This window comes from Embleya sp. NPDC055664, assembly GCF_053618075.1.
Genome location: NZ_JBSHGZ010000003.1, coordinates 493,348 through 518,006, shown reverse-complemented (window position 1 = coordinate 518,006; position 24,659 = coordinate 493,348). Strand labels below are relative to the sequence as shown.

General features: G+C 73.5%; 9 protein-coding genes and 1 pseudogene. 2 read left to right on the top strand and 8 right to left on the bottom strand.

From position 1 onward, the window contains the following. Positions 1–2 precede the first annotated feature (2 nt). A complete protein-coding gene (locus tag ACWGR4_RS07925; RefSeq protein ID WP_380001849.1) occupies positions 3–1,502 on the bottom strand; it encodes an MFS transporter in 1,500 nt (499 codons plus the stop codon). A 257-nt stretch (positions 1,503–1,759) separates the two neighbouring features. On the opposite strand from ACWGR4_RS07925, the gene ACWGR4_RS07920 reads away from it, so the two are divergent. Beyond that, positions 1,760–2,365, top strand: coding sequence for an SbtR family transcriptional regulator (locus ACWGR4_RS07920; protein WP_395798691.1), 606 nt, complete (start codon positions 1,760–1,762; stop codon positions 2,363–2,365). Between the two features lie 108 nt (positions 2,366–2,473). Here the strand turns inward: ACWGR4_RS07920 and ACWGR4_RS07915 are convergent, their stop codons facing one another. Then, positions 2,474–3,517 carry an LLM class flavin-dependent oxidoreductase gene (locus ACWGR4_RS07915; protein ID WP_452128480.1) on the bottom strand — a complete coding sequence of 348 codons (1,044 nt, stop codon included), beginning with the start codon at positions 3,515–3,517 and terminating at the stop codon, positions 2,474–2,476. A gap of 355 nt (positions 3,518–3,872) precedes the next feature. On the opposite strand from ACWGR4_RS07915, the gene ACWGR4_RS07910 reads away from it, so the two are divergent. After that, positions 3,873–4,181 (top strand): hypothetical protein, encoded by a 309-nt coding sequence (locus tag ACWGR4_RS07910; protein WP_380001843.1) that lies wholly within the window; start codon positions 3,873–3,875, stop codon positions 4,179–4,181. A 107-nt stretch (positions 4,182–4,288) separates the two neighbouring features. Here the strand turns inward: ACWGR4_RS07910 and ACWGR4_RS07905 are convergent, their stop codons facing one another. The 6 genes and pseudogenes from ACWGR4_RS07905 to ACWGR4_RS07880 form a co-directional block, all read right to left on the bottom strand. Beyond that, positions 4,289–5,983 (bottom strand): N-acyl-D-amino-acid deacylase family protein, encoded by a 1,695-nt coding sequence (locus ACWGR4_RS07905; RefSeq protein ID WP_452128481.1) that lies wholly within the window; start codon positions 5,981–5,983, stop codon positions 4,289–4,291. 197 nt (positions 5,984–6,180) lie between these two features. Continuing rightward, on the bottom strand, positions 6,181–6,663 hold the full coding sequence (locus ACWGR4_RS07900; protein WP_452128482.1) for a hypothetical protein: 483 nt from the start codon (positions 6,661–6,663) through the stop codon (positions 6,181–6,183). Positions 6,664–6,867: 204 nt separating this feature from the next. Next, positions 6,868–8,046 carry a cytochrome P450 family protein gene (locus ACWGR4_RS07895; protein WP_380001839.1) on the bottom strand — a complete coding sequence of 393 codons (1,179 nt, stop codon included), beginning with the start codon at positions 8,044–8,046 and terminating at the stop codon, positions 6,868–6,870. Then, entirely contained in the window at positions 8,043–8,579 is a 537-nt protein-coding gene (locus tag ACWGR4_RS07890; RefSeq protein WP_452128483.1) for a nuclear transport factor 2 family protein, read from the bottom strand. The genes ACWGR4_RS07895 and ACWGR4_RS07890 overlap by 4 nt, the downstream gene beginning before the upstream one ends. Continuing rightward, positions 8,576–14,245, bottom strand: a pseudogene (locus ACWGR4_RS07885) (type I polyketide synthase); the annotation flags it as partial. The pseudogene ACWGR4_RS07885 and the gene ACWGR4_RS07890, both read right to left, overlap by 4 nt. A 116-nt stretch (positions 14,246–14,361) precedes the next feature. After that, positions 14,362–24,609 (bottom strand): type I polyketide synthase, encoded by a 10,248-nt coding sequence (locus tag ACWGR4_RS07880; RefSeq protein WP_452128484.1) that lies wholly within the window; start codon positions 24,607–24,609, stop codon positions 14,362–14,364. Positions 24,610–24,659: the final 50 nt, after the last annotated feature.

The window sequence follows — 24,659 nt, the reverse complement described above, 5'->3', positions numbered from 1 at the left end:
GATCAGCTCGACGGCTTGGGCTTGGGCGGGCCCTTGATCACGAAGATCGCGATCAGCAGGGCGGCGCCCACGAAGGCGGTACCGGCCAGGAACGCGCTTTGCATGCCCTCGCTGAAGACGTGCTGCGTCCACTCGGAGGGGGAGGCGCCGTGCCGGTCGCCGTCCGCGGCGTTCTTGCTCGCCGTGCCGAACACCGTGACCAGGATGCCGAGTCCGAGCGCGCCGCCGAGTTGCATCATGGTCTGGAGCACGCCGGAGGCGGCGCCCGCGTCCCTGGGCTCGACCCCGGCCATCACCGTGACGTTCATCGGCATGAAGCTCAGCCCCATCCCGATGCCGAACAGCAGCAGCGGTCCGAACACACCGGTCCAGAAGGAACTGTCCTCGGTGAGCCGCGTGAACCAGAAGAAGGCGCCGGTCATCAGCGCCGCGCCGACGATCATCAAGAGCTTGGCGCCGAACCGCTTGAGCAGCTTGGGCACCTGGGTCACGGTCGCGAACATCCCGAGCGTCATGGGCAGGAAGGCGCAGCCGGATTCGGCGGGGCTGAAGCCCAGCACGTCCTGGATGTACTGGCTCAGGAAGAAGAACATGCCGAGCATGCTCGCGGTGAGCAGCAGCACGTTGAGATAGGCACTGGAGCGGTTGCGGTGCGCGAACAGCCGCAGCGGCAGGATCGGCGGGTCGATCTTCGTCTCGATCACCACGAACGCGGCCAGCAACACCCCGGCCAGCACGAAGGACGCGATGGTCGTCGCGTCGCCCCAGCCGTCGTCGGGGACGCGGATGAAGGCGTACACCAAGGCGACCATGCCGACGGTCGAGGTGACCGTGCCGAGGTAGTCGATCCTGCTCTTGCGGTGCTCCGGTTCACGAATGTATCGGGGGGCGAGCAGCGCGACGGCCAGCCCGATCGGCACGTTGATGAACAACACCCAGCGCCACGAGGCCCAGTCGGTGAGCACGCCGCCGAGGATCAGTCCGATCGATCCGCCGGCGCCGGCGGTGGCCGAGTAGACGCTGAGCGCCTTGTGCCGAGGGGCGCCCTCGGCGAAGTTGGTGACGATCAGGGACATGGTGCTGGGCGCGGCCAGCGCGGCGCCCACACCCTGAACGGCCCGGGCGGCGATCAGCAGCTCCGGGTTCTGGGCCAGGCCGCCGACCAGGGATGCGACGGTGAAGACCACCGTGCCCAGGACGAGCATGCGGCGCTTGCCCAGGATGTCGCCGATCCGGCCGCCGAACAGCAGCAGGCCGCCGAACGCCAGGGTGTAGGCGTTGATCACCCAGGCCAGGCCGGTGCGCGAGAAGCCGAGGTCCTGTTGGATCTTCGGCAGTGCGATGTTCACCACCGTGGCATCGACGCTGATCATCAGATAACACACCGCGATGATCGCCAGGATGATTCCGGAGTGCGGCGCCGCGGGCGCCGCCGCCGCACGTTCGGTCTCACCGGACAGCGCACGGCTGTCGGCGACGGTGTCGGTGTGGTCCTCGGGCATTTCTCTCCTACGCGGACTCTCGACGCCTGGGTCCCGATGGTCGTGGGAACTTCACACTCGCACGCGGACGGCGTCACGACGGATTATCCAGGGACTGTCCCCGATTAGCCGTTCCGACAATACAGGGATAGTCCCCGTTTTCTCAAGAGCCGTCCGCATCAGGGCTCTGAGCAGGGCGGGGACTATCATGGGCACCTGCTCGGCGGCCCAGGGCGCGCCGACGCGACGCCCTGATGTCACGCAGTAGGGACGTTCACATGACGGTCACCTCCGGAGACCCCGCAGGACCCACCGGTCCGCGACAACCGCCGACGCGAGCCGACGCCCGCCGCAACTACGAGCGGCTGCTCGTCGCGGCCGGCGAGGCGTTCGCCGAGAACGGCGCGGGCACCTCGCTCGACGACATCGCCAAGCGCGCCGGAGTCGGCAACGCGACCCTCTACCGCCACTTCCCCACCCGCGAGGTGCTCCTCGAAACGGTCTACCGGGACGAGATCCAACAGTTGGGCGACCACGCGTGGGCGGCGTCACCGTCCGGCGACCCGGTCGAGGCGCTGGCCGACTGGTTGCGCCTGGCGGTGTCCCGACTGCGGGTCTACGAGGGCCTGAAGGGGCTGCTGGAGATCGCCCTGCGCGACGAGAGCGCCGAGTTGGCGTCGTGGTGTCGGGCCACCATCCGGTCGGCGGCGGCCCATCTGCTCGCCAGGGCACAGCGGGAGGGGGCCATCCGCGGCGACATCGACGAGTTGGTGCTGCTGCGGTTCGCCAACGCGATCTCGCTGACCGCCGAGATGAGCACGACCGGCACCGACCCGACGGACCAGCTCATCTCGCTGCTCTTCGACGGGCTGCGCACACGCTGAGCGGGCTCGCGCGGGCGACGGGTGCGTCGGCGGCGGGCGCGCAGGCGACGGGTGCGGCGCGCGTGCGGGGCCTCGGCGGCGGCTCGCGCGGACACCCACGTCGCTCGCTCAGCGGGCGGTGCGCTCCACGGCGGGTGCGCCGACCCGGACCGCATCTGCCAACAGACGGAAGGAGTGCACCCGTTCGGGCAGACCGTGGACCAGGCCGAGCGCCATCAACTCGTCCGCGCCGGTCTCCCGGACCAGTTCGCCGACCCGACGACGGATGGTGTCCGGGCCGCCGACGAGGTGATTGTCCAGCCGCTCCTCGATGAACCGTCGCTCCTGGGCGGTGTACGAGCGCCGCGCCGCCTGTTCCGGTGTGGGATGCAGGCCCGGCATGCCCGTGGTCCGGTGCAGCAGGGAGGTCAGCGCCATCGGCCCGGCCAGCCAGCGCGCCCGCTCGTCGCTGTCCGCCGCGATCACCATCGCCGCGAGGATCGCGTACGGCCGCTCCAGCTCCGGCGAGGGGTGGAAGGTGGTCCGGTACACATCCAGCGCCGCCGCCGCGCCGGCCGGGGCGAGATGGTGCGCGAACGCGAACGGCAGGCCCAGCATGCCGGCCATCCGCGCGCTGTAGCCGCTGGTGCCCAGCAGCCAGGTGGGCATCCGCGCACCCTGCGCGGGCACCGCGAGCACGGCGGCGGAGTCCGGCGAGGCGGCCGGCTCGAAGTAGCTCATCAACTCGACCAGCCGCTGCGGGAAATCGTCCTGCTCCCCCGGCGCGACCACCCGCCGCAGCGCGCGCGCCGTGCCGGGATCGGTGCCCGGCGCCCGGCCGACGCCCAGATCGATCCGCCCCGGGTGCAGCGCCTCCAGGGTGCCGAACTGCTCGGCCACCACCAGCGGCGCGTGGTTGGCGAGCATCACCCCGCCCGCGCCCACCCGCATCCGGGTGGTGGCGTCGGCGATCCGGCCGATCAACACCGGCGGCGAACAACTGGCGATGTTGCGCATCGCGTGGTGTTCGGCCACCCAGAACCGGTAGTAGTCCATCTCCTCGACCCGGCGCGCCAGTTCGATGGTCTCGCGCAGCGCGTCGGTGGCGGTCGAACCCTCGAACACCGGTGAGATGTCCAGCACGGACAGACGAACATCCGGTACGTCGCTCATCGTTGGTTCCCTTCGGCAGGCCCGGCGATCGTGCTCTCGGACCCGCCCCCGGGCACGTCGATCCGCGTGCCGGTGGATCCCTCGACGGCCCGAACATGCGCGGAGGGCAGACCACTTCGGGGGCGGGCGAGTTCACGATACGGGGACTATCCCCGTTTGACAATCCGCGCACTCTCGGGACGAGCGGACCACGGCCGTCGCCGCCGGCACGGCACGGTGCATGCCTTCGGGTCTCCCAGGAAGATGGGATTCCGCCGCGCCGATGGTTGCCGGGAGGATGCCGGTGGGCGTGCCGACGAACTCGGCGCGCCGTCGAAGTGGCACTGATCCGACTACCGACAAGGATCGACTCCGCATGGGAATACGCCGATTGGCCATGTCCGCGGCAGCCGTCGCGGCAACCGTACCGCTCCTGCTGGTCGCCACCGGAACGCCGGCGAACGCCGCCGCCGGCAACGAGCCGGACCAGGCGCAGACCACGAGCACGTGCCTCTGGTGGTACAACGTCAACGCCACCGTGGGTGGCGTTCCCTTCGCCCTCACCCAGCTGAAGCTCTGTCTGAACTCGGTGCATCCGAACGTGCTCCCGCCCACCGGCCCCATCGTCGTGCCCCACACGCCGATCGACGTCGATCCCCCGCTGCTGCCGGTCTTCCCCGGCTGACCGACGCCGCGCCACCGCCCTGCGGGCCCCGGAAGTCTCCGCAGGGCGGTTTCGGCGCGTGCGGAGGTGAGGCGGTGGCGCTGTCGTCGACGGCGAGGGTGCTCGGGTCAGGGGGTGTCGCGGCGCAGGGCCCGGCCGGGGAGGGCGCCGGTGGGGGTGCCGTCGCGAAGTGTCGGGATGCCGTTGATCAGGACGTGGCGCATGCCTCGGGCGTAGCTCTTGGGGTTGGCGTAGGTGGCGGTGTCGGTGACGTCGGCGAGTCGGAAGACCGCGACGTCGGCGTACGCGCCGGGGGTGAGGAGGCCGCGGTCGCGCAGGCGCAGGTTCGTGGCGGGCAGGGAGGTCATCCGGCGGATGGCCTCCTCCGGGGTGACGATCGCCTCGTCGCGGGCGTAGCGGCCGAGCACGCGGGCGAAGGTGCCGAAGGCTCGGGGGTGGACCGGGTGGTCGGCGAAACGTTCGTCGGCGGCGGGGGCGTCGGAGTCCGAGCCGACCGAGACCCAGTCGTGGGCGAACGCCAGGCGGGTGTTGTCCTCGTCGCCGATGAAGTAGGCGGCGTCGGCGTGCGGAGCGGCCAGGACGATGTCGAGGAGGGTGGTGATCGGGTCGGCGTCGCCTCGGGCCTCGGCGATGTCGGCGATGGTGGAGCCGGCGGGGACGTCGATCTCCGGGTGGTGGGACAGGACCACGACGCCGGGGGCGCCGCCGCTCATCCGCCACAGGCTTTCCCAGTCGCCGCCGTCGCGGATGGCGGCGGTGATGGTCGCGCGGTCGGCGGGGTTGCCCAGGCGCTCGTGTAGCCGGTCGGCGCCGCCGAGGTGGAAGGGCGGGGGGATGGCGGAGGCCAGCAGGGTGCTGCCGGCGGCGTAGGGGTAGATGTCGGCGGTGACCTCGATGCCGGCCGCCCGGGCGGACTCGATCCGCTCCAGGACCGGGCGCATCTTGGGTCGGTTGTCCCGGCCGGCGGTCTTGAGGTGGTAGATCTCGGCGCGCGCGCCGGAGTCCCGGGCGATGGCGAGGAGTTCGTCGACGGCCTCCAGGAGGCGGTCGCCCTCGTTGCGCAGGTGCGAGATGTACAGCGCGTCGTGCCGGGCCAACACCTTGGCGTAGGCGGTGAGTTCGCGGGTGTCGGCGTAGGTGCCCGGTGGGTAGATCAGGGCCGAGCCGACGCCGAGCGCGCCGTCCGCCAACTCCTCGTCGAGCAGGGCGCACGCGCGGGCGAGTTCGTCGTCGTCGAGCGGGCGGCCCTCGATGCCGGCGACGGACATCCGCAGGTTGTCGGCGCCGACGAAACTGGCGACGTTCTGGCCGACGCCGGTGGATTCGAGGTGGGCCAGGAAGTCGCGCAGGCGCGGCCAGGCGGCGCGGGCGCCCTCGGGGAGCGCGCCGATGAGTTCGATCATGGACTCGGTCATCGCCCCGGTCACCGGGCCGAGCGAGACGCCCTCGCCGAAGATCTGGGTGGTCACGCCCTGGTACAGGTCGGACAGGCCACGGGGGTCCTGCTGGAGGGTGAAGTAGGCGTGGCTCAGCACGTTGACGAAGCCCGGACACACCACGCAGCCCTGTGCGTCGATCTCGTCACGCCCCGTGATGGCGCCGATGTCGCCGAGCGCGACGATCCGCCCGCCGTCGATCGCGAGGTCGCCGTCGTACGCGGGGGATCCGCTGCCGTCGACGAGGGAACCGGCCCGGACGACGAGGTCGACGAGCCGATCGGCGGGCGCGCCGGCGGCGTGCTCGTCCACGGGTGTTTCGACGGCCGTGTCGGGTTGCGGGTCGAACCGCGGGTCGGGCTGCATGTGGAACCTCTCGGGTATGGGAACCCGCCGCCTCCCCGGGCCCCGACGTTTCCCGAGTATCGCCCGCGGCCGGGCCGGGAGCCTCGGATCCGTACACGAGCGGCGGGCCGAAGATGTGTCCGCACGGACGAAGACCGGTGATCACCCTGCGGTGCGAAGGAACCCGGCGGTTTCCGGGTCGGCGCCCGGGCGGTGTGTCAGTCGGTGGTGTGTGCGGCCGGCGTCGGGAGCAGGGTGCGGAAGGCCTCCGCCCACTCGTTGATCGGGCCCGGGGCGATGTCGTCGATCACCACGCGGCGGGTCATCGCCGCGACCAGGGCGCCGAGGGCGTGGGGGCGCAGGTCCACGGCCGGGTCGACCCCGAGGCGGGCGGCGGTGGTGGTGACGATGCGGTGGGCGACCGTGTCGATCAGGGCCACGCCGTGGTCGTGGACCGAGCGCACGCCCAGGAAGCGGCGGCGCAGCGCGTGTCGGCGGGCGGTTTGTTCGGCGTGGTCTTCGAGGTTGCCGTGGCTGACCGTCATCGCGTGGCGGCGGCAGATCATGTCGACGGTGGTCTGTTCGAAGCCCTGTTCCTCGAACAGGTCGAACGCGACCGTGGAGATCGCCTGCCGGGTGCGGGCCTTCTTGCGCTCGCGCAGGCCCGTGGGTGCCTTCGGCTCCCCCGCCGGTCCGTCCATGGCGCCGCGCCCCTGCCGTTCGTGGCCCGGCGTCGCCCGCCGACCCCCGGAGATGCTACGCAACCACGACGGGTCCGGGATCCGCGACGGACGCCGCGCAGCCGACATCGACTGTTCGACGGCGCGTCACACTCGCCGGACACCGGCGCGGACCGCCGCGGAGCCCGGGCGGCCCGGGTCCGGGCCGCCTGTCCTCGTCGGTGGTCACGGGGCGTACGTCAGGGGTAGTTCGGCAAGGCCGCGCAGGAAGTCCGAGGCGCGCCAGCGCAGCTTTTCCGCCGGGACCGCCAGTTCGAGGGTCGGGAAGCGGGTGACGATCTCGGTGAGGGCGACCTTGATCTCCTGGCGGGCCAGGCGTTGGCCGAGGCAGAAGTGGGGGCCGTGGCCGAAGCCCAGGTGGGCGGTGGTGGACCGGGTGATGTCGAAGGTGTGCGGGTCCTCGCGGATCGCCGGGTCGCGGTTGGCGGCGGAGAGCAGGAAGCGCACCAGGTCGCCACGGCGCACGAGCACGCCGCCGATCTCCAGGTCGGTCAGCGCCACCCGGTTCGTGGTGGACAACAACGAGCCGCGAAAGCGCAGCGCCTCCTCGACGGTGCCCTCGACGAGCGTGGGATCGGCCCGGAGTGCGGCCAACTGGTCGTTGTGGGTGATGAGTTCGTACAGCGCGGCGGCGATCAGGTAGGCCGTGGTGACGTGCCCCGCGAACAGCAGCACGGAGCCGAAGCCGATCAGTTCATTGGCCGACAGCCGTGATCCGTCGTCGAGTTCGGCCTGTACCAGCTCGCTCAGCAGGTCCTCGGTCGGTTCGGTGCGCTTGGCGTCGACGAGGTTGGCGCAGTAGGCGACGAACGCGTCCATCGCCGCCCGGCGTACCGCCGTCGAGGGCGAGTCCATGTTCTCCACCCGGGTGCGGAACACCTCGCGGTCCGCCATCGGTACCCCGAGCAGTTCGCAGATCACCTCCAGCGGGAAGGGGTTGGCGAACGCCTCGACGATGTCCACCGTGCCGCCTTCGGCCGGCAGCCGGTCGAGCAGTGCGCGCGCGATGTCGACGATCCGCGGTTCGAGGTTGCGCACGGCCCGCGACGCGAACGCGGCGCTGACCAGGCGGCGGTAGCGGGCGTGGTCCGGATTGTCCTGCTCGAACAGCACGGTCGGACCGTCGGCGGACTGGGCCGCGTGCGGCGCGTGCGTGTGCAGGTCGTTGGACAGCCTTGGGTCGCCGAGGAGTTGCCGGGTCAGCCCGGCGCCGAGCACGGTCCATGCCTCGATGCCGCCGACCTGTCGGGTGCGGATGATCGGGTATCGCCGGGCCAGTTGCTCCAGTTCCCGTTCGGCGTCGGGGAGTGTGGAGATCTGGACCAGTTCGAGCACGGGAATCATGGCCGACTCTCCTCGGGAGCGGATGTGTCGCCGGGACGCGGCGCCGGCAACTCGGCCAACCACAGGTGCCGGTCGGCGATGCGCCACCGGCTTCCTTGTCGGGCCAGCACGTCGGCGTACACCCCGCTGCGGGTGAACTCCTGGCGGCCGTCCCCCGGATGGGCGAACGCCACCGCCATCAGCGACCGCGCCTCGGCGGTGTCGCCGTCGAGGCGGGTGATCACCGTGTTGGTCACGAAGTGCCGCTGGTGGGCGGCCCGGGTGCGCAGGTTGTGCTCGCGCAGCGCGGCCATCGCCGCGACGATCTTGTCCCGGCCGGACACCGAGGGCGGAAATCCCTCGGGGGCGGGAGTGAACGCGTACGTCGCGTCCTCGGTGAACAGGTCGCCGAGCCCGTCGTAGTCGCCCGCGTCGTAGAGCAGGCTGTACGCGGCGACGAGATCCTGGATCGCGGCCCGGTGGACCAGGAACTCCGCGTCGAGATGGTCGACGGAGCCGGGTTGCGGGTATCGCGGATAGCGCGGGTCGGTCATGCCGTGCCTTCCCTCGTGTCGATCGAAACCGTCCTGTCACCGGCCAGCCACGCGCGCACCACCGCACCGGTCTGCTCCGCGTGTTCGCCGATCATCGTGCAGTGGTCGCCCTCCACCTCGGCGGCGGTGTGCTCGTACGGCCAGGTGGAACGCCAGTCCTCGCCGGTCATCGGCTCCTCCGGCGAGCCCGGGACGCAGCGCGAGGGCCGCACCACGAGCGTCGGCGCGGAGCCGGGCTTGGGCTCCCAGCCCCGGAACATCCGGCGGTAGGTGCCGATCGCGGTCAGCCCGATGTAGTCGAGCGCGGTGAACGCCTGCCGGCGCACGATCACCTCGTAGTTCATCGCCTTGCGCATGCGCCGCGACATCGTGGCGGGCAGGTAGGTGTCGAGCAGTACGACCCCGGCGGGCGTACGGCCGGTCGCCTCCAGGCGGCCGGCCACCCCCTGGGCGAGCCAGCCGCTGGAGGAGTAGCCGAGCACGGCGAACGGGTCGTCTCCGGCGCACCGCAGCGTCGCGTCGGCCAGCAGGTCGAGCAGCACGTCCAGCGAGGCGGCCAGCGGCTCGCCGGGCCGAAAGCCCGGTACGGTCACCACCGCCGTGTCGTGCCGGCCCTCGAACGTGCCCGCCAGCCGGCCGAACTGGATGGCGCCCTCGACCGGCGCGAACGGCGGGAAGCAGATCACCCGGGGCCGGGCCGGTCCGCGCGCGAGCCGGGTGAAGCCGGGTGTCTTCGGGAGCCGGTTCGGGTCCTCGAAGGTCTGCCGCAGGCCGGCAGCGCCGACCAGGAGCGATTCCGCGTCGTCCATCCGGCCGAGCAGGGCCAGTTTGCGGTAGACCGTGCCGAGCATTTCGTTCGAGTCCTCGGCGCCGCCGGGTGCCGTCGGCGCCGGGCGGGTCTCGGGCACACCCTCGCGCAGGGCGTCGGCCAGGTGTGCGGCCAGGGCCGCGGGTGTCTCGTGGTCGTAGATCAGGGTGCCGGCCAGGTGTACCCCGGTGGCCTCGGCGATCCGGTTGCGCAGTCCGACGGCGGCCAGCGAGTCGAAGCCGAGGTCGCGGAACGGCCGGTCGGGTTCGATCGCCTCGACGCCCGCGTGGCCGAGTTGCGCGGCGACCTCGGCGCGGACCAGGTCGAGCAGTTCGGCCGCGAGCCGCGCCGGCGAGCGGGTCACCGCCGGGTCCCACACCCCGCCGGGCCGGGTCGGCGGGGCGGTCGCGGTCGGCGGCTCCGCGTCGATCAGGTCGGCGATCAGCGGCCGGGGACGGGCGGAGGTGTAGCCCGCCGCGAATCGGGGCCGGTCCAGGTCGGCCACCGTCACGCAGGTGAGGTCCTCGACCAGGGCCCGGCCCAGTGCGGCCAGCGCCGCGGCCGGGTCCATCGCCCGTACACCGACCCGGGCCAGCAGCCGTTCCCCCTCGCCGTCAGCCATCCCGCCGGCCGCCCACGGCCCCCACGCGATCGCCGTGGCGGGCAGGCCGCGTTGCCGACGGCGTACGGCGAGCGCGTCCAGGAAGGCGTTGGCCGCCGCGTAGGCGCCCTGTCCGGCGCCGCCCCACACCCCCGCGCCGGAGGAGTAGAGCACGAACGCGTCCAGGGCCCGGTCCGCCCCAAGAAGCGTGTCCAGGGCCAGCGCGCCGGCGACCTTGGCGGTGACGGTGTCCGCGACGGCGTCGGCGCCGGTCGCGGTGGGCGATCCGGGCACGCCCGCCGCGTGCACGACGGTACGGATCGGCGCACCCGTCGCGGGCAACGCGGCCCGCAGCCGCTCCGCCGCGTCGGGCGCGGTCAGGTCGCAGGCGATCGCCACCACCTCGGCGCCGGCCGCCTCGAGGTCGGCCCGCAGCGCATCGAATCCGGGCGCCCGAGCGCCGCGTCGGCCCAGCAGGATCACCCGCTCGGTGCCGTGCGCGACCAGCCAGCGGGCGGCGTGCGCGCCCAACACGCCGGTGCCGCCGGTGATCAGCGCCGCTTCGCGGGTACGCACCACCCGGCCCGATCCCTCGGCCGGCAGCGGGGTCAGCCGCCGGGTGAACACGCCCAGCGGGCGGATGGCGAACTGGTCCTCGTCCGAAGTCCCGGCCAGGATCGTGGCCAGCACCCCCAGCGCGCGGGTATCCGCGACGGCCGGCAGGTCGACCAGGCCGCCCCAGCACCCGGGTTGCTCCAGGCTCGCCACCAGGCCCCTGCCCCACAGGCCGGCGCCCACGGGATTGGCCAGGTCCTCGCCCAGAACCGACACCGCCGCCCGGGTCACACACCAGAGCGGGGCGGCGACCTCGAACCGGCGCAGCTCCGCGAGCAGTTCGCCCATCGCCACCACGGCGGCCACGAGGTCGGCGCAGTCGTCGCCCGCGCACGAACCCAAGCCCGGCACCGAACCGGAGCCGCAACTCGAACCAGAGCCGGAGCCGGAGCCCGAACCGGACCCGGAGCCCGAGCCCGAAGTGGAGCCGGAGCCCGAACCGGAGCCGATCAACGACACCACCCCGGCGACGGGTTCGGCACCGACGTGCGACCCGATGCCCTCGCCCCCGACCCGCACCACCTCCGCGCCACGCTCGGTCAGCTCCCGGGCCACCGCATCCGCCAGCTCGCTCGCCGCCGGGTGCACGAGCAGCCAACGCCCGGACAACACGGCCGCGTCGGACGATCCACCCGCCCACGGCTCCCACCGCACCGCGTAGCGCCACGACGCGGCCGTCGCGTCCACCCGTCGTCGGGCTCGCCAGGACGACAGCGCCGGCACCACCTCGCGCAGCGTCGCGTCCTCGGACACCGCCAGGATCGCCGCCAGTTCGCCCGCCCCGGCCCGCTCGACCGCGTCCCACAGCGGACCGTCCACCGAATCCGGCCCGGCCGGCGTCACCGAAGCCTTCCCCGGCTCCAGCCAATAGCGCCGCCCCTGGAACGCGTAGGTCGGCAGCTCCACCCGCCGCCCGCCCGGGCCGCCGAGAGCCCCGACCCAGTCCACCGGCAGCCCCCGCACGAACGCCGTGGCCAGCGCGCCGGCCAGCGTCGCCACGGCCGGTCGGCCACGCCGCTGGGCCGGCACCCCCAGCACCTCGCCCACACCCGCCGTGCACTCGGCCACCATCGCGGTCAACGCCGCGTCCGGACCCAGTTCCACGAAGGTGGCCACACCCCGCTCACGCAACGTGCCGACCGCATCCGCGAACCGCACCGCGTCGCGCACATGCCGCACCCAGTACTCGGGATCACCCACCTCCTCGGCCGTAACGACCCGCCCGGTGGTATCCGACACCAACCCGATCTCCGGCACCCCGAACGACAACCGGCGCAGCACGTCCCGTAGTTCGGCCAACATCGGCTCCATCAGCACCGAATGGAAGGCGTGCGAGACCCGCAACCGCGAACTGCGCCAACTGCGCGCCGCACACCGCGCCGCCACCTCGTCCACCGCCGCCACCGCGCCCGAAACCACCACACTCGCCGGTCCGTTGACCGCCGCGATCGACACCGGCAGCCCATCCGACAGCGCGGTGACCTGCGCCTCGCTCGCCCCCACCGCGAGCATCGCGCCCCCGCCCGGCAACGCGCTCATCAACCGGGCGCGCGCCGCGACGAACGCCACCGCGTCCGCGAGCGAGAACACCCCCGCCACATGCGCCGCGACGATCCCACCCAACGAGTGTCCGACCACGAAATCCGGGACCGACCCCAGCGAACTCCACAGCCGGTACAGCGCCACCTCGAACGCGAACAACACCGGCTGAGCCAGGCCGGTGTCCTCGGCATCGACGCCGACCGTGCCCTCCACGCCGAGCAACACGTCCCGGACCGAGAACGGCACCACCGCGTCGAACGCCGCACCCACCTCGTCCAGCGCGCGAGCGAACACCGGGAAACCCGCGTACAGTTCCCGCCCGATCCCGGGCAACCGACCCCCCTGCCCGGTGAACACCACCGCGCCCCGCCCGGCGACCCGACCACCCGCACCACCCGCTCGGGGCACATTCCCGGTCACCACGACCGGAGTTCCCCCCTCCGACGGCTCGACCGCATCCGGAGACCCGGCCGCCAACGCGGCCAGTCCACGGCCCAACTCGGCGGCGTCCCGACCCAGCACCACCGCCCGATGGTCGAGCAACGCCCGTCCCGTCACCAAGGACCGACCCACATCCGCCGGATCCGCGACCGCCGGCTCCCGCAACCGCGCCGCCTGCGCGCGCAACGCCTCCGGGGAGCGCGCCGATACCACCCACGGAATCAACCCACCGACACCCGGCGCGGGTTCGGCCCCCTCCCCCGAGGCCCCCTCGACGGCCGGCGCCTCCTCCAGGACCACATGCGCGTTCGTCCCGCTGATCCCGAACGACGACACACCCGCCCGACGCACCCGACCGCCCGCGGGCCACGGCACCTCGTCGGTCAGCAGCTCGACCCGTCCCGAGGCCCAGTCCACGTGCGGCGACGGCCGGTCCACATGCAGGGTGCGCGGCAGCAACCCGTGCCGCAGGGCCATCACCATCTTGATCACCCCGGCGACCCCGGCCGCGGACTGGGTGTGCCCGATGTTGGACTTGACCGACCCCAGCCACAACGGCCGATCCGCGGGCCGATCCCGCCCGTAGGTGGCCAACAGCGCGTGCGCCTCGATCGGGTCGCCGAGCACCGTCCCGGTCCCATGCGCCTCCACCGCGTCCACATCGGCGGCCGACAAGCCCGCCGCCGCCAACGCCTGTCGAATCACCCGCTGTTGCGACGGCCCGTTCGGCGCGGTCAACCCGTTCGACGCGCCGTCCTGGTTCACCGCCGAGCCGCGCAGCACCGCCAGTACGGGATGGCCGTTGCGCCGCGCATCCGACAACCGCTCCACCAGCAGCAGCCCGACACCCTCACCCCACCCGGTGCCGTCCGCCGCCGCCGCGAACGACCGGCAGCGGCCGTCCGAGGCCAATCCGCCCTGCCGGGAGAACTCCACGAAGGCGGTCGGCCGGGCCATCACCGTGACGCCCCCGGCCAGGGCCAGGTCGCACTCCCCCGAGCGCAGCGCGTTGGCCGCCAGGTGCAGCGCCACCAGCGACGACGAACACGCCGTGTCGAGGGTGACCGCCGGGCCCTCCAGACCGAGCGTGTAGGCGATCCGCCCCGACACCACGGACATCGAGCCGCCGGTGACCCGATGGGCCTGGATCTCGGCGTTGTCCGCCCGCATCCCGCCGCCGTAGCCGAGCGCACCGGCGCCGACGAACACGCCGGTCCGGCTGCGCCGCATCGACAGCGGATCGATGCCGGCCCGCTCGAAGGTCTCCCACGCGGTCTCCAGGAGCAGCCGCTGTTGCGGGTCCATCGCCAACGCCTCGTGCGGCGAGACGCCGAAGAACTCGGCGTCGAACGCAGCCGCGTCGTAGACGAATCCGCCCTGCCGGGTGGTCGACCCGCCGGATCCGGCCGAACCGCCCGAGACGCCCTCGCCGCCCGGCAGGTCCGCGTAGACGTTCGCCGGATCCCAACCCCGGTCGGACGGGAAGCCGGCGATCGCGTCCGTCCCGGTCCGCACCAGCTCCCACAGGTCCTCGGCGGAGCGCACGCCGCCCGGCAGTCGGCACCCGATCGCCACGATCGCCACCGGCTCGCGGGCGGCCGACTCCACCTCGTGCAGCCGCTGCTTGGTGCGGCGCAGATCCGTGGCGGTCTCCCGGAGGAAGTGCCGCAGCCGTTCTTCGTTCGACATGTCCGTACGTCCGTCCTCTGCCTGGTCGAACCTGATCGAGCCGTGTGCCGTCGGGACCCGTGACCGGCGGTCGTCGCCGGCCCCGCTCAGGAGATGCCGAACTCCTTTCCGAGCATGTCGAACATCTCCTCGTCCTCCGCTGCCGCGAAGTCGGCTCCCTCGGGCTCGGCCTTTTGGCTCGCGGCCTCGATCTCCCGCCATTTCCCGGCGAGTTCGGCCAACCGGGCACCGACCCTGCCCCGTTCGGCGAAGTCGCCGCCCAGTTCGCCGAGCGCCGCTTCCAGGCGGTCCAGTTCGGCGAAGACGGAGACCGTCCCGACGGTCTCGGCGAAGAGTTCGCCGTCGATGTGCGCGGCCAGTGCGACGGCCGTCGGGTGGTCGAAGACCAGCGTGCTGGGCAGCCGCAGACCGATGGTCTCGGTCAGTCGGTTGCGCAGGCCCACCGCCGCGAGCGAGTCGAACCCGAGATCGCGGAACGGCCGTTCGGGTTCGATCGCGGCCGGGTCGGCGTGGCCCAACTGCGCGGCGACCTCGGTGCGGACCAGCGCGAGCAGTTCCGCCTCCCGATCCGCCGCGCCCAGTTCGGCCAGTCGGGCCCGCCACACACTCGGACCGTCCGGCTCGCCCGCCCCGCGCGCTTCGGTGACCGGCGCCGCCGCGACCTCCGCCGCCACCAGGTCCGCGATCAGCGGTCGCGGCCGGGCCGCCGTGTACCCGGCGGCGAACCTCGGCCAGTCCACGTCGGCCACGGTGACGCAGGTCAGGTCCTCGTCCAGGGCCTGCCGCAGTGCCTCCAGGGCCCGATCCGGGTCCATCGCCGGGACCCCGATCCGGTCGAGGTGCGCGCCGGCCGCGCCGTCGGCCATCCCGCCACCGGCCCACTGCCCCCAAGCGATCGAGACGGTACGCAGCCCGCGCGCCCGGCGCCGCTCGGCGATCGTGTCGAGGCAGGCATTGGCCGCCGCGTACGCCCCCTGCCCCGCGCCGCCCCACACCCCGGCGGCGGAGGAGAACAGCACCACGGTGTCGGGCTCGTCGGCCCGCAACAACTCGTCCAGGAGCAGCGCGCCGCCGACCTTGGCCGCCGAGGCGTCGGCGAGATCCGCGACGGTGCTGTCCGCCAGCGGGCCGACCACCACCGCGCCGGCCGCGTGTACGACGGTGTCGATCCGCCGGCCGCCGGCCCGTACCTCCGCCAACAGCGCGGCCACCGCGTCGCGATCGCCCAGGTCACAGGCGAGCACCGCCACCTCGGCCCCGGCCGCCGCCAGTTCCTCGCGCAGTCGGTCCGCGCCCGGCGCGTCGGGCCCACGCCGCCCGGCCAACACCACCCGCTCGACGCCCTCCCGGACCAGCCACCGCGCGACCCGCCCGCCCAGCGCACCGGTACCGCCGGTGACCAACGCCGTACCACCGGGGCGCCACCGGCTCGTCCCGCTGCCCTCCGGCCCGGCCATCCGCGCCAACCGCCGGACGAACACTCCCAGCGGCCGGATCGCGATCTCGTCCTCACCCGAGCCGGTGCCGCCCGCGCCGGCCGCCAGGATCCCCGCCAGCGTCTCCGCCACCCGGCCGTCCACCACCTGCGGCAGATCGATCAGCCCACCCCACCGCCCGGGATGTTCCAGCCCGACCACCCGCCCGAGCCCCTGCACGGCCGCACCCGCCGGGCCGGTCGGCTCCTCGCCCAGCACCGACACCGCGCCGCGCGTCAGCACCCACAACGGTGCCTCCATCCCGGCGTCGCCCAGCGCCTGCACCAGCGTGAGCACCGGCGCGAGCGCGGGCACGGGATCCGCGTCGGCGGCGCAACCCACCGCCGACAACGACACCACCCCGGCCGGCACACCCTCCTCGCCGATTGCCGCGAGCCGCCGCGCCAACGCGGTCCGTTCCCCCTCCGCGGACAGCACCACCACCTCGGCGCCACACTCGGCCAGCGCGCCCGCGAGCACGTCCCCGATCTCCCCGTCCGGAGCGACGAGCAGCAGACGCCCCATCCTGTCGGCGGAGGCGGCCGGCGCCGCCCACGGCTCCCACCGCACTCCGTACCGCCAGGACCGCACCGTCGCGTCCGCCCGCCGCCGCGCCCGCCAGGACGTCAGCGCCGGCAACACGTCGCTCAGCGGCGCGTCCGCCGCCACCTCCAGTTCGGCGGCCAAGTCCTCGGCGCCCGCCGCCTCCAGCGCCTCCCACAACCTGCTGTCCTCGGTGTCGCCCACCACCGGCGTCGGTGTCGTCCGGCCGGGCAGCGCCGTGCCCATGTCCGGTTCGAGCCAGAAGCGGCGGCCCTGGAAGGCGTATGTCGGCAGCTGTACTCGCCGGACCCCGTCGTGGTGCAGCAGCCCGGCCCAGTCGACCGGCAGGCCGCTCACGAAGGCCGCTGCCAGTGCCGCGACCAGGCGTTCGGGGCCGCCCTCGCCCCGGCGCAGCGTCTCCAGGACCGTGCCGGACGTGCTCCCGAGGGCGTCGAGGGTGTCGCCGAGCGGCACCACCAGACCGGGGTGCGGGCTGCATTCGACGAACACGCTGTGCCCGTCGGCCGCCGCCGCCCCGACCGCCGTGGCCAACTGCACGGTGCGACGCAAGTTCTCGAACCAGTACTCCCCGCCCAGATCCGCCGCATCGGTGACCTTCAGCCCGCTCACGGTCGAGTACATCGGCACCCGCCCGATCCCCGGCTCGACCCCGGCCAGCGACTCGGCCAGCACCTCGCGTACGTCGTCCATCCGCGCCGAGTGCGAGGCGTAGTCCACCGGGATCCATCGCGCCCGAACCCCGTCGCGCTCGCACGCGGCGGCGATCGGCGTCAGGCCCTCGACCGGCCCGGAAAGCACCACGCTGTCGGGCCCGTTGACCGCCGCCAGGGACAATCCCTGCACGCGTGCCACGAGTTCGCGGCCACGCTCGGCGGACACGCCCACCGACAACATCCCGTCACCGTCGGCCGCGAGCCCCCGCAGTGCCCGGCTGCGCAGCACCACGATCCGGACCGCGTCCTCCAGGGACAGGAAGCCCGCCACATGCGCGGCGGCGATCTCCCCCTGGGAGTGCCCGATCACCGCGCTCGGTCGCACCCCGCACGACTCCCACCACCGGGCCAGGCCGACCATCACGGCGAACAGCACGGGCTGGATCACATCCACCCGCTCCAACAGCGCGGCGGACGCGTCCCGGAGCACGTCGAGCAGTGCCCAGTCGGCCAGCAGCGGATCCATCGCCGCCGCGCACTCCGCCACCGACTCGGCGAACACCGGGCAGCAGGTCAGCAGTTCCGCCGCCATCCCGACCCACTGCGAGCCCTGACCGGGAAACACGAACACCGGCCCGACGGCCGCCTCGCCCGACACGCCGGTGCCGCCGGCAAGCACGGCACGTGCTCCCGCATCCCGCCCGGCCGCCAGCGCGTCCAGGCCCGCCGTCAACTCCGCGCCGTCCCGGCCCCACACCACCGCGCGCCGCTCGAATACGGACCGTCCCGACGCCAACGACCAGCCCACGTCGGCCGGATCGACCTCGGGCCGGGCCCCGGCCCAGTACCTCAGCCGGGCCGCCTGGGCCCGCACGCCCGCCTCGGTCCGGGCCGAGAGCACCCACGGCAGCACCCCGCCGATGCCGGTGCCGGACGTGGTTCGGGCGGCGGGTTCCGGCTCCTCGTCGGCCTGTTCGAGGATGACGTGCGCGTTGGTCCCGCTGATCCCGAACGAGGACACCGCCACCCGACGGGCCCGCCCCACCTCGGGCCACGGCCGCCCCTCGGCGAGCAGTTCGACCCGCCCGGTCGACCAGTCCACATGCGGCGAGGGTTCGTCCACGTGCAGCGTCGGCGGCAACATCCCGTGCCGCATCGCCATCACCATCTTGATCACCCCGGCCACCCCGGCCGCCGCCTGGGTGTGGCCGAAGTTCGACTTGATCGATCCCAACCACAGCGGCCGTTCCGCCGGCCGGTCCCGACCGTAGGTGGCCAGCAGCGCCTGGGCCTCGATCGGGTCGCCGAGTACCGTCCCGGTGCCGTGCGCCTCGACCGCGTCCACATCGGCCGTGGCCAGCCCGGCGTTCGCCAGCGCCTGCCGGATCACCCGCTGTTGCGACGGGCCGTTGGGCGCGGTGAGGCCGTTGGAGGCGCCGTCCTGGTTGATCGCCGAACCCCGCAGCACCGCGAGGACCGGATGCCCGTTGCGGCGCGCATCGGCCAGCCGCTCCACCAGCAACATGCCGATGCCCTCGCCCCACGCCGTGCCGTCGGCCGCCGCGGCGAACGACTTGCACCGGCCGTCGGGTGCCAGGCCGCGCTGCCGGGCGAACTCCACGAAGACACTGGGCGTGGACATCACCGTCGCCCCGCCCGCCAGCGCGAGATCACATTCCCCGCTGCGCAGCGCGTGCGCCGCCCAGTGCAGCGCGACCAGCGAGGACGAGCAGGCCGAGTCCACGGTCACCGCCGGGCCCTCCAGTCCCAGCGTGTAGGCGACCCGACCGGAGGCGACGCCGAACGAGTTGCCGTTGCCGATGTACGCCTCCAACTCGTCGCCGACGTCACCCACTCGACCCGCGGCGTAGTCCGCGTACATCAGGCCCGCGAAGACCGCCGTATTGCTCCCGCGCAGCGAGGACGGGTCGATGCCCGCGCGTTCGAACGCCTCCCAGGAGGTCTCCAGGAGCAGCCGCTGTTGCGGGTCCATGGCCAGCGCCTCGCGCGGGGAGATCCCGAACAGTTCGGCGTCGAAGCGGTCGATGTCGCGCATGAAGGAGCCCTCGCGGGTGTAGCAGCGCCCGGAGCGGTCCGGGTCCGGGTCGTACAGCGCGCCCAGGTCCCAGCCGCGGTCGGTCGGGAACGGCGAGGTCAGGTCCACTCCGCCGGCGACGCAGCGCCACAACTCCTCGGGGGTGTCGATGCCGCCCGGGTAGCGACAGCTCATCGCCACGATCGCGATCGGTTCGTCCGAAGTCCGTGCCTTGGCGGCAGTGTTCGCCGCCGCCTGGGTGTACTGCGGTACGCGCAGCGTCTCGGCGCGCAGGAAGCGGGCCAGCGCGGCGGCGTTGGGATAGTCGAACAGCACCGTGGCGGGCAGCCGCAGGCCGGTGACCGTGTTGAGCCGGTTGCGCATCTCCAGCGCGGTGAGCGAGTCGAAGCCCAGTTCGGTGAACGCGCGGTCGGCGGCGACCGCGTCGGCGCCCGCGTGCCCGAGCACCACGGCGGCCTGGGCGCGGGTCAGTTCGGTGAGCAGGCGCAGCTGCTCCGGCTCGGAGCGGCCGGCGAGCCGCTGGGCCAGTCGGCGGGTGTCCGCCGCGCCGGGGCGGGCGCCGTCGCGGCGCGAGGTGGGCACCAATCCGCCCAGGATGGCGGGAAGTTCGTCCTGCAGGCGGCGCAGCGCGCTCAGGTCCAGGCGGACCGGGGCCAGGATCGGCTCGCCGTGCGCGAGCGCCGCGTCGAACAGTGCCAGGCCCTGTTCGTCGGACAGCGGCAATACACCGCTGCGGTTGATGCGTTGCCGGTCGGTCTCGGCGAACTCCTCACGCATCAGCCCGCTTTCCTCGGCCCACAATCCCCAGGCCATGGACACCGCGGGCAGCCCGAGGGCACGTCGCCGCTGTGCGAAGGCGTCCAGGAAGGCGTTGCCGGCCGCGTAGTTCCCCTGTCCGAGGCTGCCGATCACCCCGGCCACCGAGGAGAACAGCACGAACGCGGTCAGGTCCGCGTCCCGGGTCAACTCGTGCAGGTGCAGCGCCGCGTCGACCTTGGGCCGCAACACCCGGTCGACCCGCTCGGGCGTCAGTGCGCCGATCACCCCGTCGTCGACCACTCCCGCGACGTGCACCACGGCGGACAGTGGGTGTGCGGACGGGATCGCGGCCAGCTTCTTGGCCAGGTCGGCCCGGTCCGACACGTCGCAGGCCACCACGTCGACCGTCGCGCCCAGGCCGGTGAGTTCGGCGGCGAGCGACCCGGCGCCCGGTGCGGCGATCCCGCGCCGGCTGACCAGGAGCAGCCGGCGCACCCCGTGCGCGACCACCAGGTGCCGGGCGACCAGGGCGCCGAGCGCACCGGTGCCGCCGGTGACCAGGGTCGTACCGTCGGGCGCGAACAGTGGCGTGCTCGGCTCGATCGCGGGTGTCCGGGTGAGCCTGGGCAGGTACGCCACCCCGGCCCGTACCGCGAGTTGCGGCTCGCCCGCGCCGATCGCGGCCGGCAGCGCCCCGGGCGAGGCCGCGTCCTCGTCCAGGTCGACGAGGACGAGCCGGTCCGGGTGCTCGGACTGGGCCGACCGCACCAGGCCGCCGACGGCGGCGGCGGCCGGATCCCGCACCTCCTCGTCCGCGACGGCGACCGCGCCCCGGGTGACCACGACGAGGCGGGCGCCGGTGAAGCGTTCGTCCCCGAGCCAGGTCTGCACGGTGGCCAACGCCCGGTGTACGGCGGCGTGTACGTCGTCCGGGTCCGGCACGTCGCCGAGCGGTCCGGCCGGGATCGTGGGCCACGCGAGGACGACGACCTCGGGCGTCGGCAGCCCGGCGTCCACCGCGTCGGCGAGCGCGGTCAGATCGGGATGTACGGTGCCGCCGAGCCGGCCCGCGAACGGGTCCCCCGAGCCCGAATCGGCGATGATCGCCGGGGATCCGATGCCCGGCGCGGCCGACGGCCGGGGCAGTGGCGTCCAGCGCAGCGTGTACAGCGGGTCGCGGCGACCCGCCGTGGAGGTGCGCAGTTGTTCGGCCGAGATCGGCCGCACGGCCAACGACTCGACCTCGGCGACGGGTCGGCCGTCCTCGTCGGCCAGGCTCAGCGTCACCGACTCCGGCCCGGTCCGCACCACCCGCGCCCGTACCGAGGCCGCGCCGGGAGTGTGCAGCCGTACCTCACGCCACGAGAACGGCAGCGCCAAACCGCCGCCCTCGCTCTCCGCCGGGTCCGCGAACGCGGCCACCCCGAGAAGGTGTTGGGTGGCGTCCATCAGCGCGGGGTGCACGCCGAACCGGTCGGCCTCATACCCGACCTGCTCGGGTAGCGCAATCTCGCCGAAGATCTCCTCCCCGCGACGCCAGACCGCGCGCACCGCCCGGAAGCACGGTCCGTAGGCCACGCCGTTGTCGGCCAGCCAGGGGTAGAAGTCGTCGATCGGCACGGGTGTCGCGCCCGTCGGCGGCCAGGGGGTCGGGTCGGCCACGGCGTCGGCGGGCGCCTCGTCCTCGACCGGCGCGACCGTGCCCACCGCGTTGCGGATCCACCCCTCGTCGCCGTCTCCGTCGTCCGGCCGGGAGTGGATGGTGATCGCCCGCCGCCGCTCGTCGGGGCCGGCCGCCTCGATCCATACCTGCACCTGGCAACCACCGCGCTCGCCGAACGCCAACGGGGTCTCCAGGGACAGTTCCTCGACCCGATCGCAGCCCACCCGGCGCCCGGTGTGCAGGGCCAGTTCCAGGAACGCGGTCCCGGGCAGCAGGACGGTGTCCAGGACGACGTGATCGGCCAGCCACGGATGGGTGTCCAGGGACAACCGCCCGGTGAACAACGAACCGTGTCCATCGGCCAGGCCGACCACCGCACCGAGCAGCGGGTGATCCACCGTCCCCTGCCCCAGGCCGGTCGGGTCGCCCGCGCCGGTACCGGCGTCCAGCCAAAAGCGCCGCCGGGTGAAGGCGTACGTGGGCAGCTCGACCCACCGTCCGGGCACCAACGCCGCCCAGTCCACCACCGCGCCGCGCACGAACACCCGGGCCAGCGCCTCGACCACACCCGTCACCGGGTCGCGGTCACGCCGCCGGGTGGCGACCGCCACCACATCGTCGGCGTCGGCCGTGACATCGGCAACCATCGGGGTCAACGCGGCGTCCGGCCCGATCTCGACGAACGTACGCACCCCGTCGGCGCGCAGCGCGTCCAGCACATCGCCGAAGCGCACCGCGCGCCGCACGTGGTCCACCCAATAGCGCGGATCGCACAGCTGCTCCGCCGACCCGATCCGGCCGGTCACGTTCGACCCGATCGCCATGCGCGCCGGACGCAGCGTCAATCCCGAGACGACCTCGGCCAGTTCGTCCAGCATCGGTTCCATCAGCGCCGAGTGGAACGCATGCGACACCCGCAGCCGGGAGATGCGCAGCCCGCGCTCGGCACACACCCGGGCAACCTCCGCCACGGCCGGCGCCTCGCCGGAAAGCACCACGCCGGTCGGCCCGTTCACCGCCGCGATGCCCACCCCCGGATGGTCGGCGAGCAACCGGGCCGCCGCGCTCTCCGACGTGCCCACCGCGACCATCGCGCCACCGGGCGGCAGCGCGCTCATCAGCGTGGCGCGGGCCGCGACGAACGTGGTTGCGTCGGCGAGCGAGAACACCCCTGCCACATAGGCCGCGACCACCTCGCCGAGCGAGTGCCCGGCCACCGCGTCGGGCGCCGCCGCCCACGAGGTCCACAACCGGTACAGCGCCACCTCGTAGGCGAACAACGCCGGTTGCGCCACACCGGTGTCCTCGCCGCCGTCACCGTCCGCGCCGCCGCCCTCGCCCTCTGCCAGCAGCACGTCCCGTACCGAGAACGGCAACACCGCGTCGAACGCGGCACACACCTCGTCCAGCGCCGCCGCGAACACCGGGAACGCCGCGTGCAGTTCGCGCGCCATCCCGCGCGAGCGCACCCCCTGCCCGGTGAACAACACGGCGGTACGGCCCGATCCGCGCCGGGCCTCGCCCACGATCGCCTCGGGCTCGCCGTCCACCACGACGGACAACCCCTCGACCAACTCCGCCGCGTCCCGGCCGAGTACCACGGCCCGGTGGCCGGACAGTGCCCGCCCCGAGGCCAACGACCGGCCCACGTCGGCCGGATCGGCCTCCGGATGCTCGATCGCCCACTCCCGCAACCGCTCCACCTGGGCCCGCAGGCCGTCCTCGGTGCGCGCCGACACCACCCACGGCGTCACTACGCCGAGGGGCCGCACCGGATCGGCCGCCCCGACCGGTTCCTCGACCGGCGGCGCCTCCTCCACGATCACGTGCGCGTTGGTCCCGCTCACCCCGAACGAGGACACCCCCGCGCGGCGCACCCGTTCACCCGCCGGCCACGCCATCGGCTCGGTGAGCAGCGCCACCCGCCCGGCGGACCAGTCCACGTGCGGCGTCGGCTCGTCCACGTGCAACGTGCGCGGCAGCACACCGTGCCGCAGCGCCTGCACCATCTTGATCACGCCCGCCACCCCGGCCGCCGCCTGGGCGTGGCCGATGTTCGACTTGATCGAGCCCAGCCGCAACGGCCGTGCGGCCGGCCGGTTCTGCCCGTAGGTCGCCAGCAGCGCCTGGGCCTCGATCGGGTCGCCGAGTCGGGTGCCGGTGCCGTGTGCCTCCACCGCGTCCACGTCGCTCGCGGCCAGTCGGGCATTGGCCAGCGCCTGCCGGATCACCCGCTCCTGGGCCAGGTCGTTCGGCGCGGTCAGTCCGTTCGAGGCGCCGTCCTGGTTGACCGCCGAGCCGCGCACCACCGCGAGCACCCGGTGTCCGTTGCGGCGCGCGTCGGACAACCGCTCCATCAACAGCAGGCCCACACCCTCGCTCCAGCCGGTGCCGTCTGCACCGGCCGCGAAGGACTTGCAACGACCGTCGCCGGCCAGGCCCTGCTGCCGGGAGAACTCGTCGAACGCGCCTGGGGTGGCCAGGACGGTGGCCCCGCCGACCAGGGCCAGGTCGCACTCGCCCGCGCGCAGCGCCTGGCCGGCCAGGTGTACCGCCACCAGCGAGGACGAGCAGGCGGTGTCCACGGTGACCGCCGCGCCCTCCAGCCCGAAGTGGTAGGCGAGACGACCGGACGCCACGCTGACCAGGCTGCCGGTCAGCAGATGGCCCTCGACCTCCTTGGGCACCCGGGCCAGGCGCGACAGGTAGTCACTGGCGATCACCCCGACGAACACCCCGGTACGGCTGCCGCGCAGCGTGGTCGGATCGATCCCGGCGTGCTCGAAGACCGTCCAGGACGCCTCCAGGAGCACCCGCTGCTGCGGATCCATGGCCAGCGCCTCGCGCGGCGAGATGCCGAAGAAGTCGGCGTCGAAGTCGGCCGCGTCGGTCAGGAAACCGCCCCGGTACGACGTCCCGTTCGCGGCCTCGTCCACCTCCCAGCCCCGGCCCGGGGGCAGTCCGGTGATCGCGTCGGTGCCCGCGTCGACCAGGTCCCACAGGTCGTCCGGCGAGGCCACCCCGCCCGGGTAGCGGCAGTGCATGCCGACGATGGCGAGCGGTTCGTGCCACTTGTCCTCTGTCTCGCGCAACCGCAGTCGGGTCTCCTGCAGTTCGGTGGTGGCCCGGCGCAGATAGTCGCGGAGCTTGTCTTCGTTCGCCATCGGTGCTTCTCCTTGCCTGTTCAGGAGGACGGGAGAGTCCCAGCCCCGCG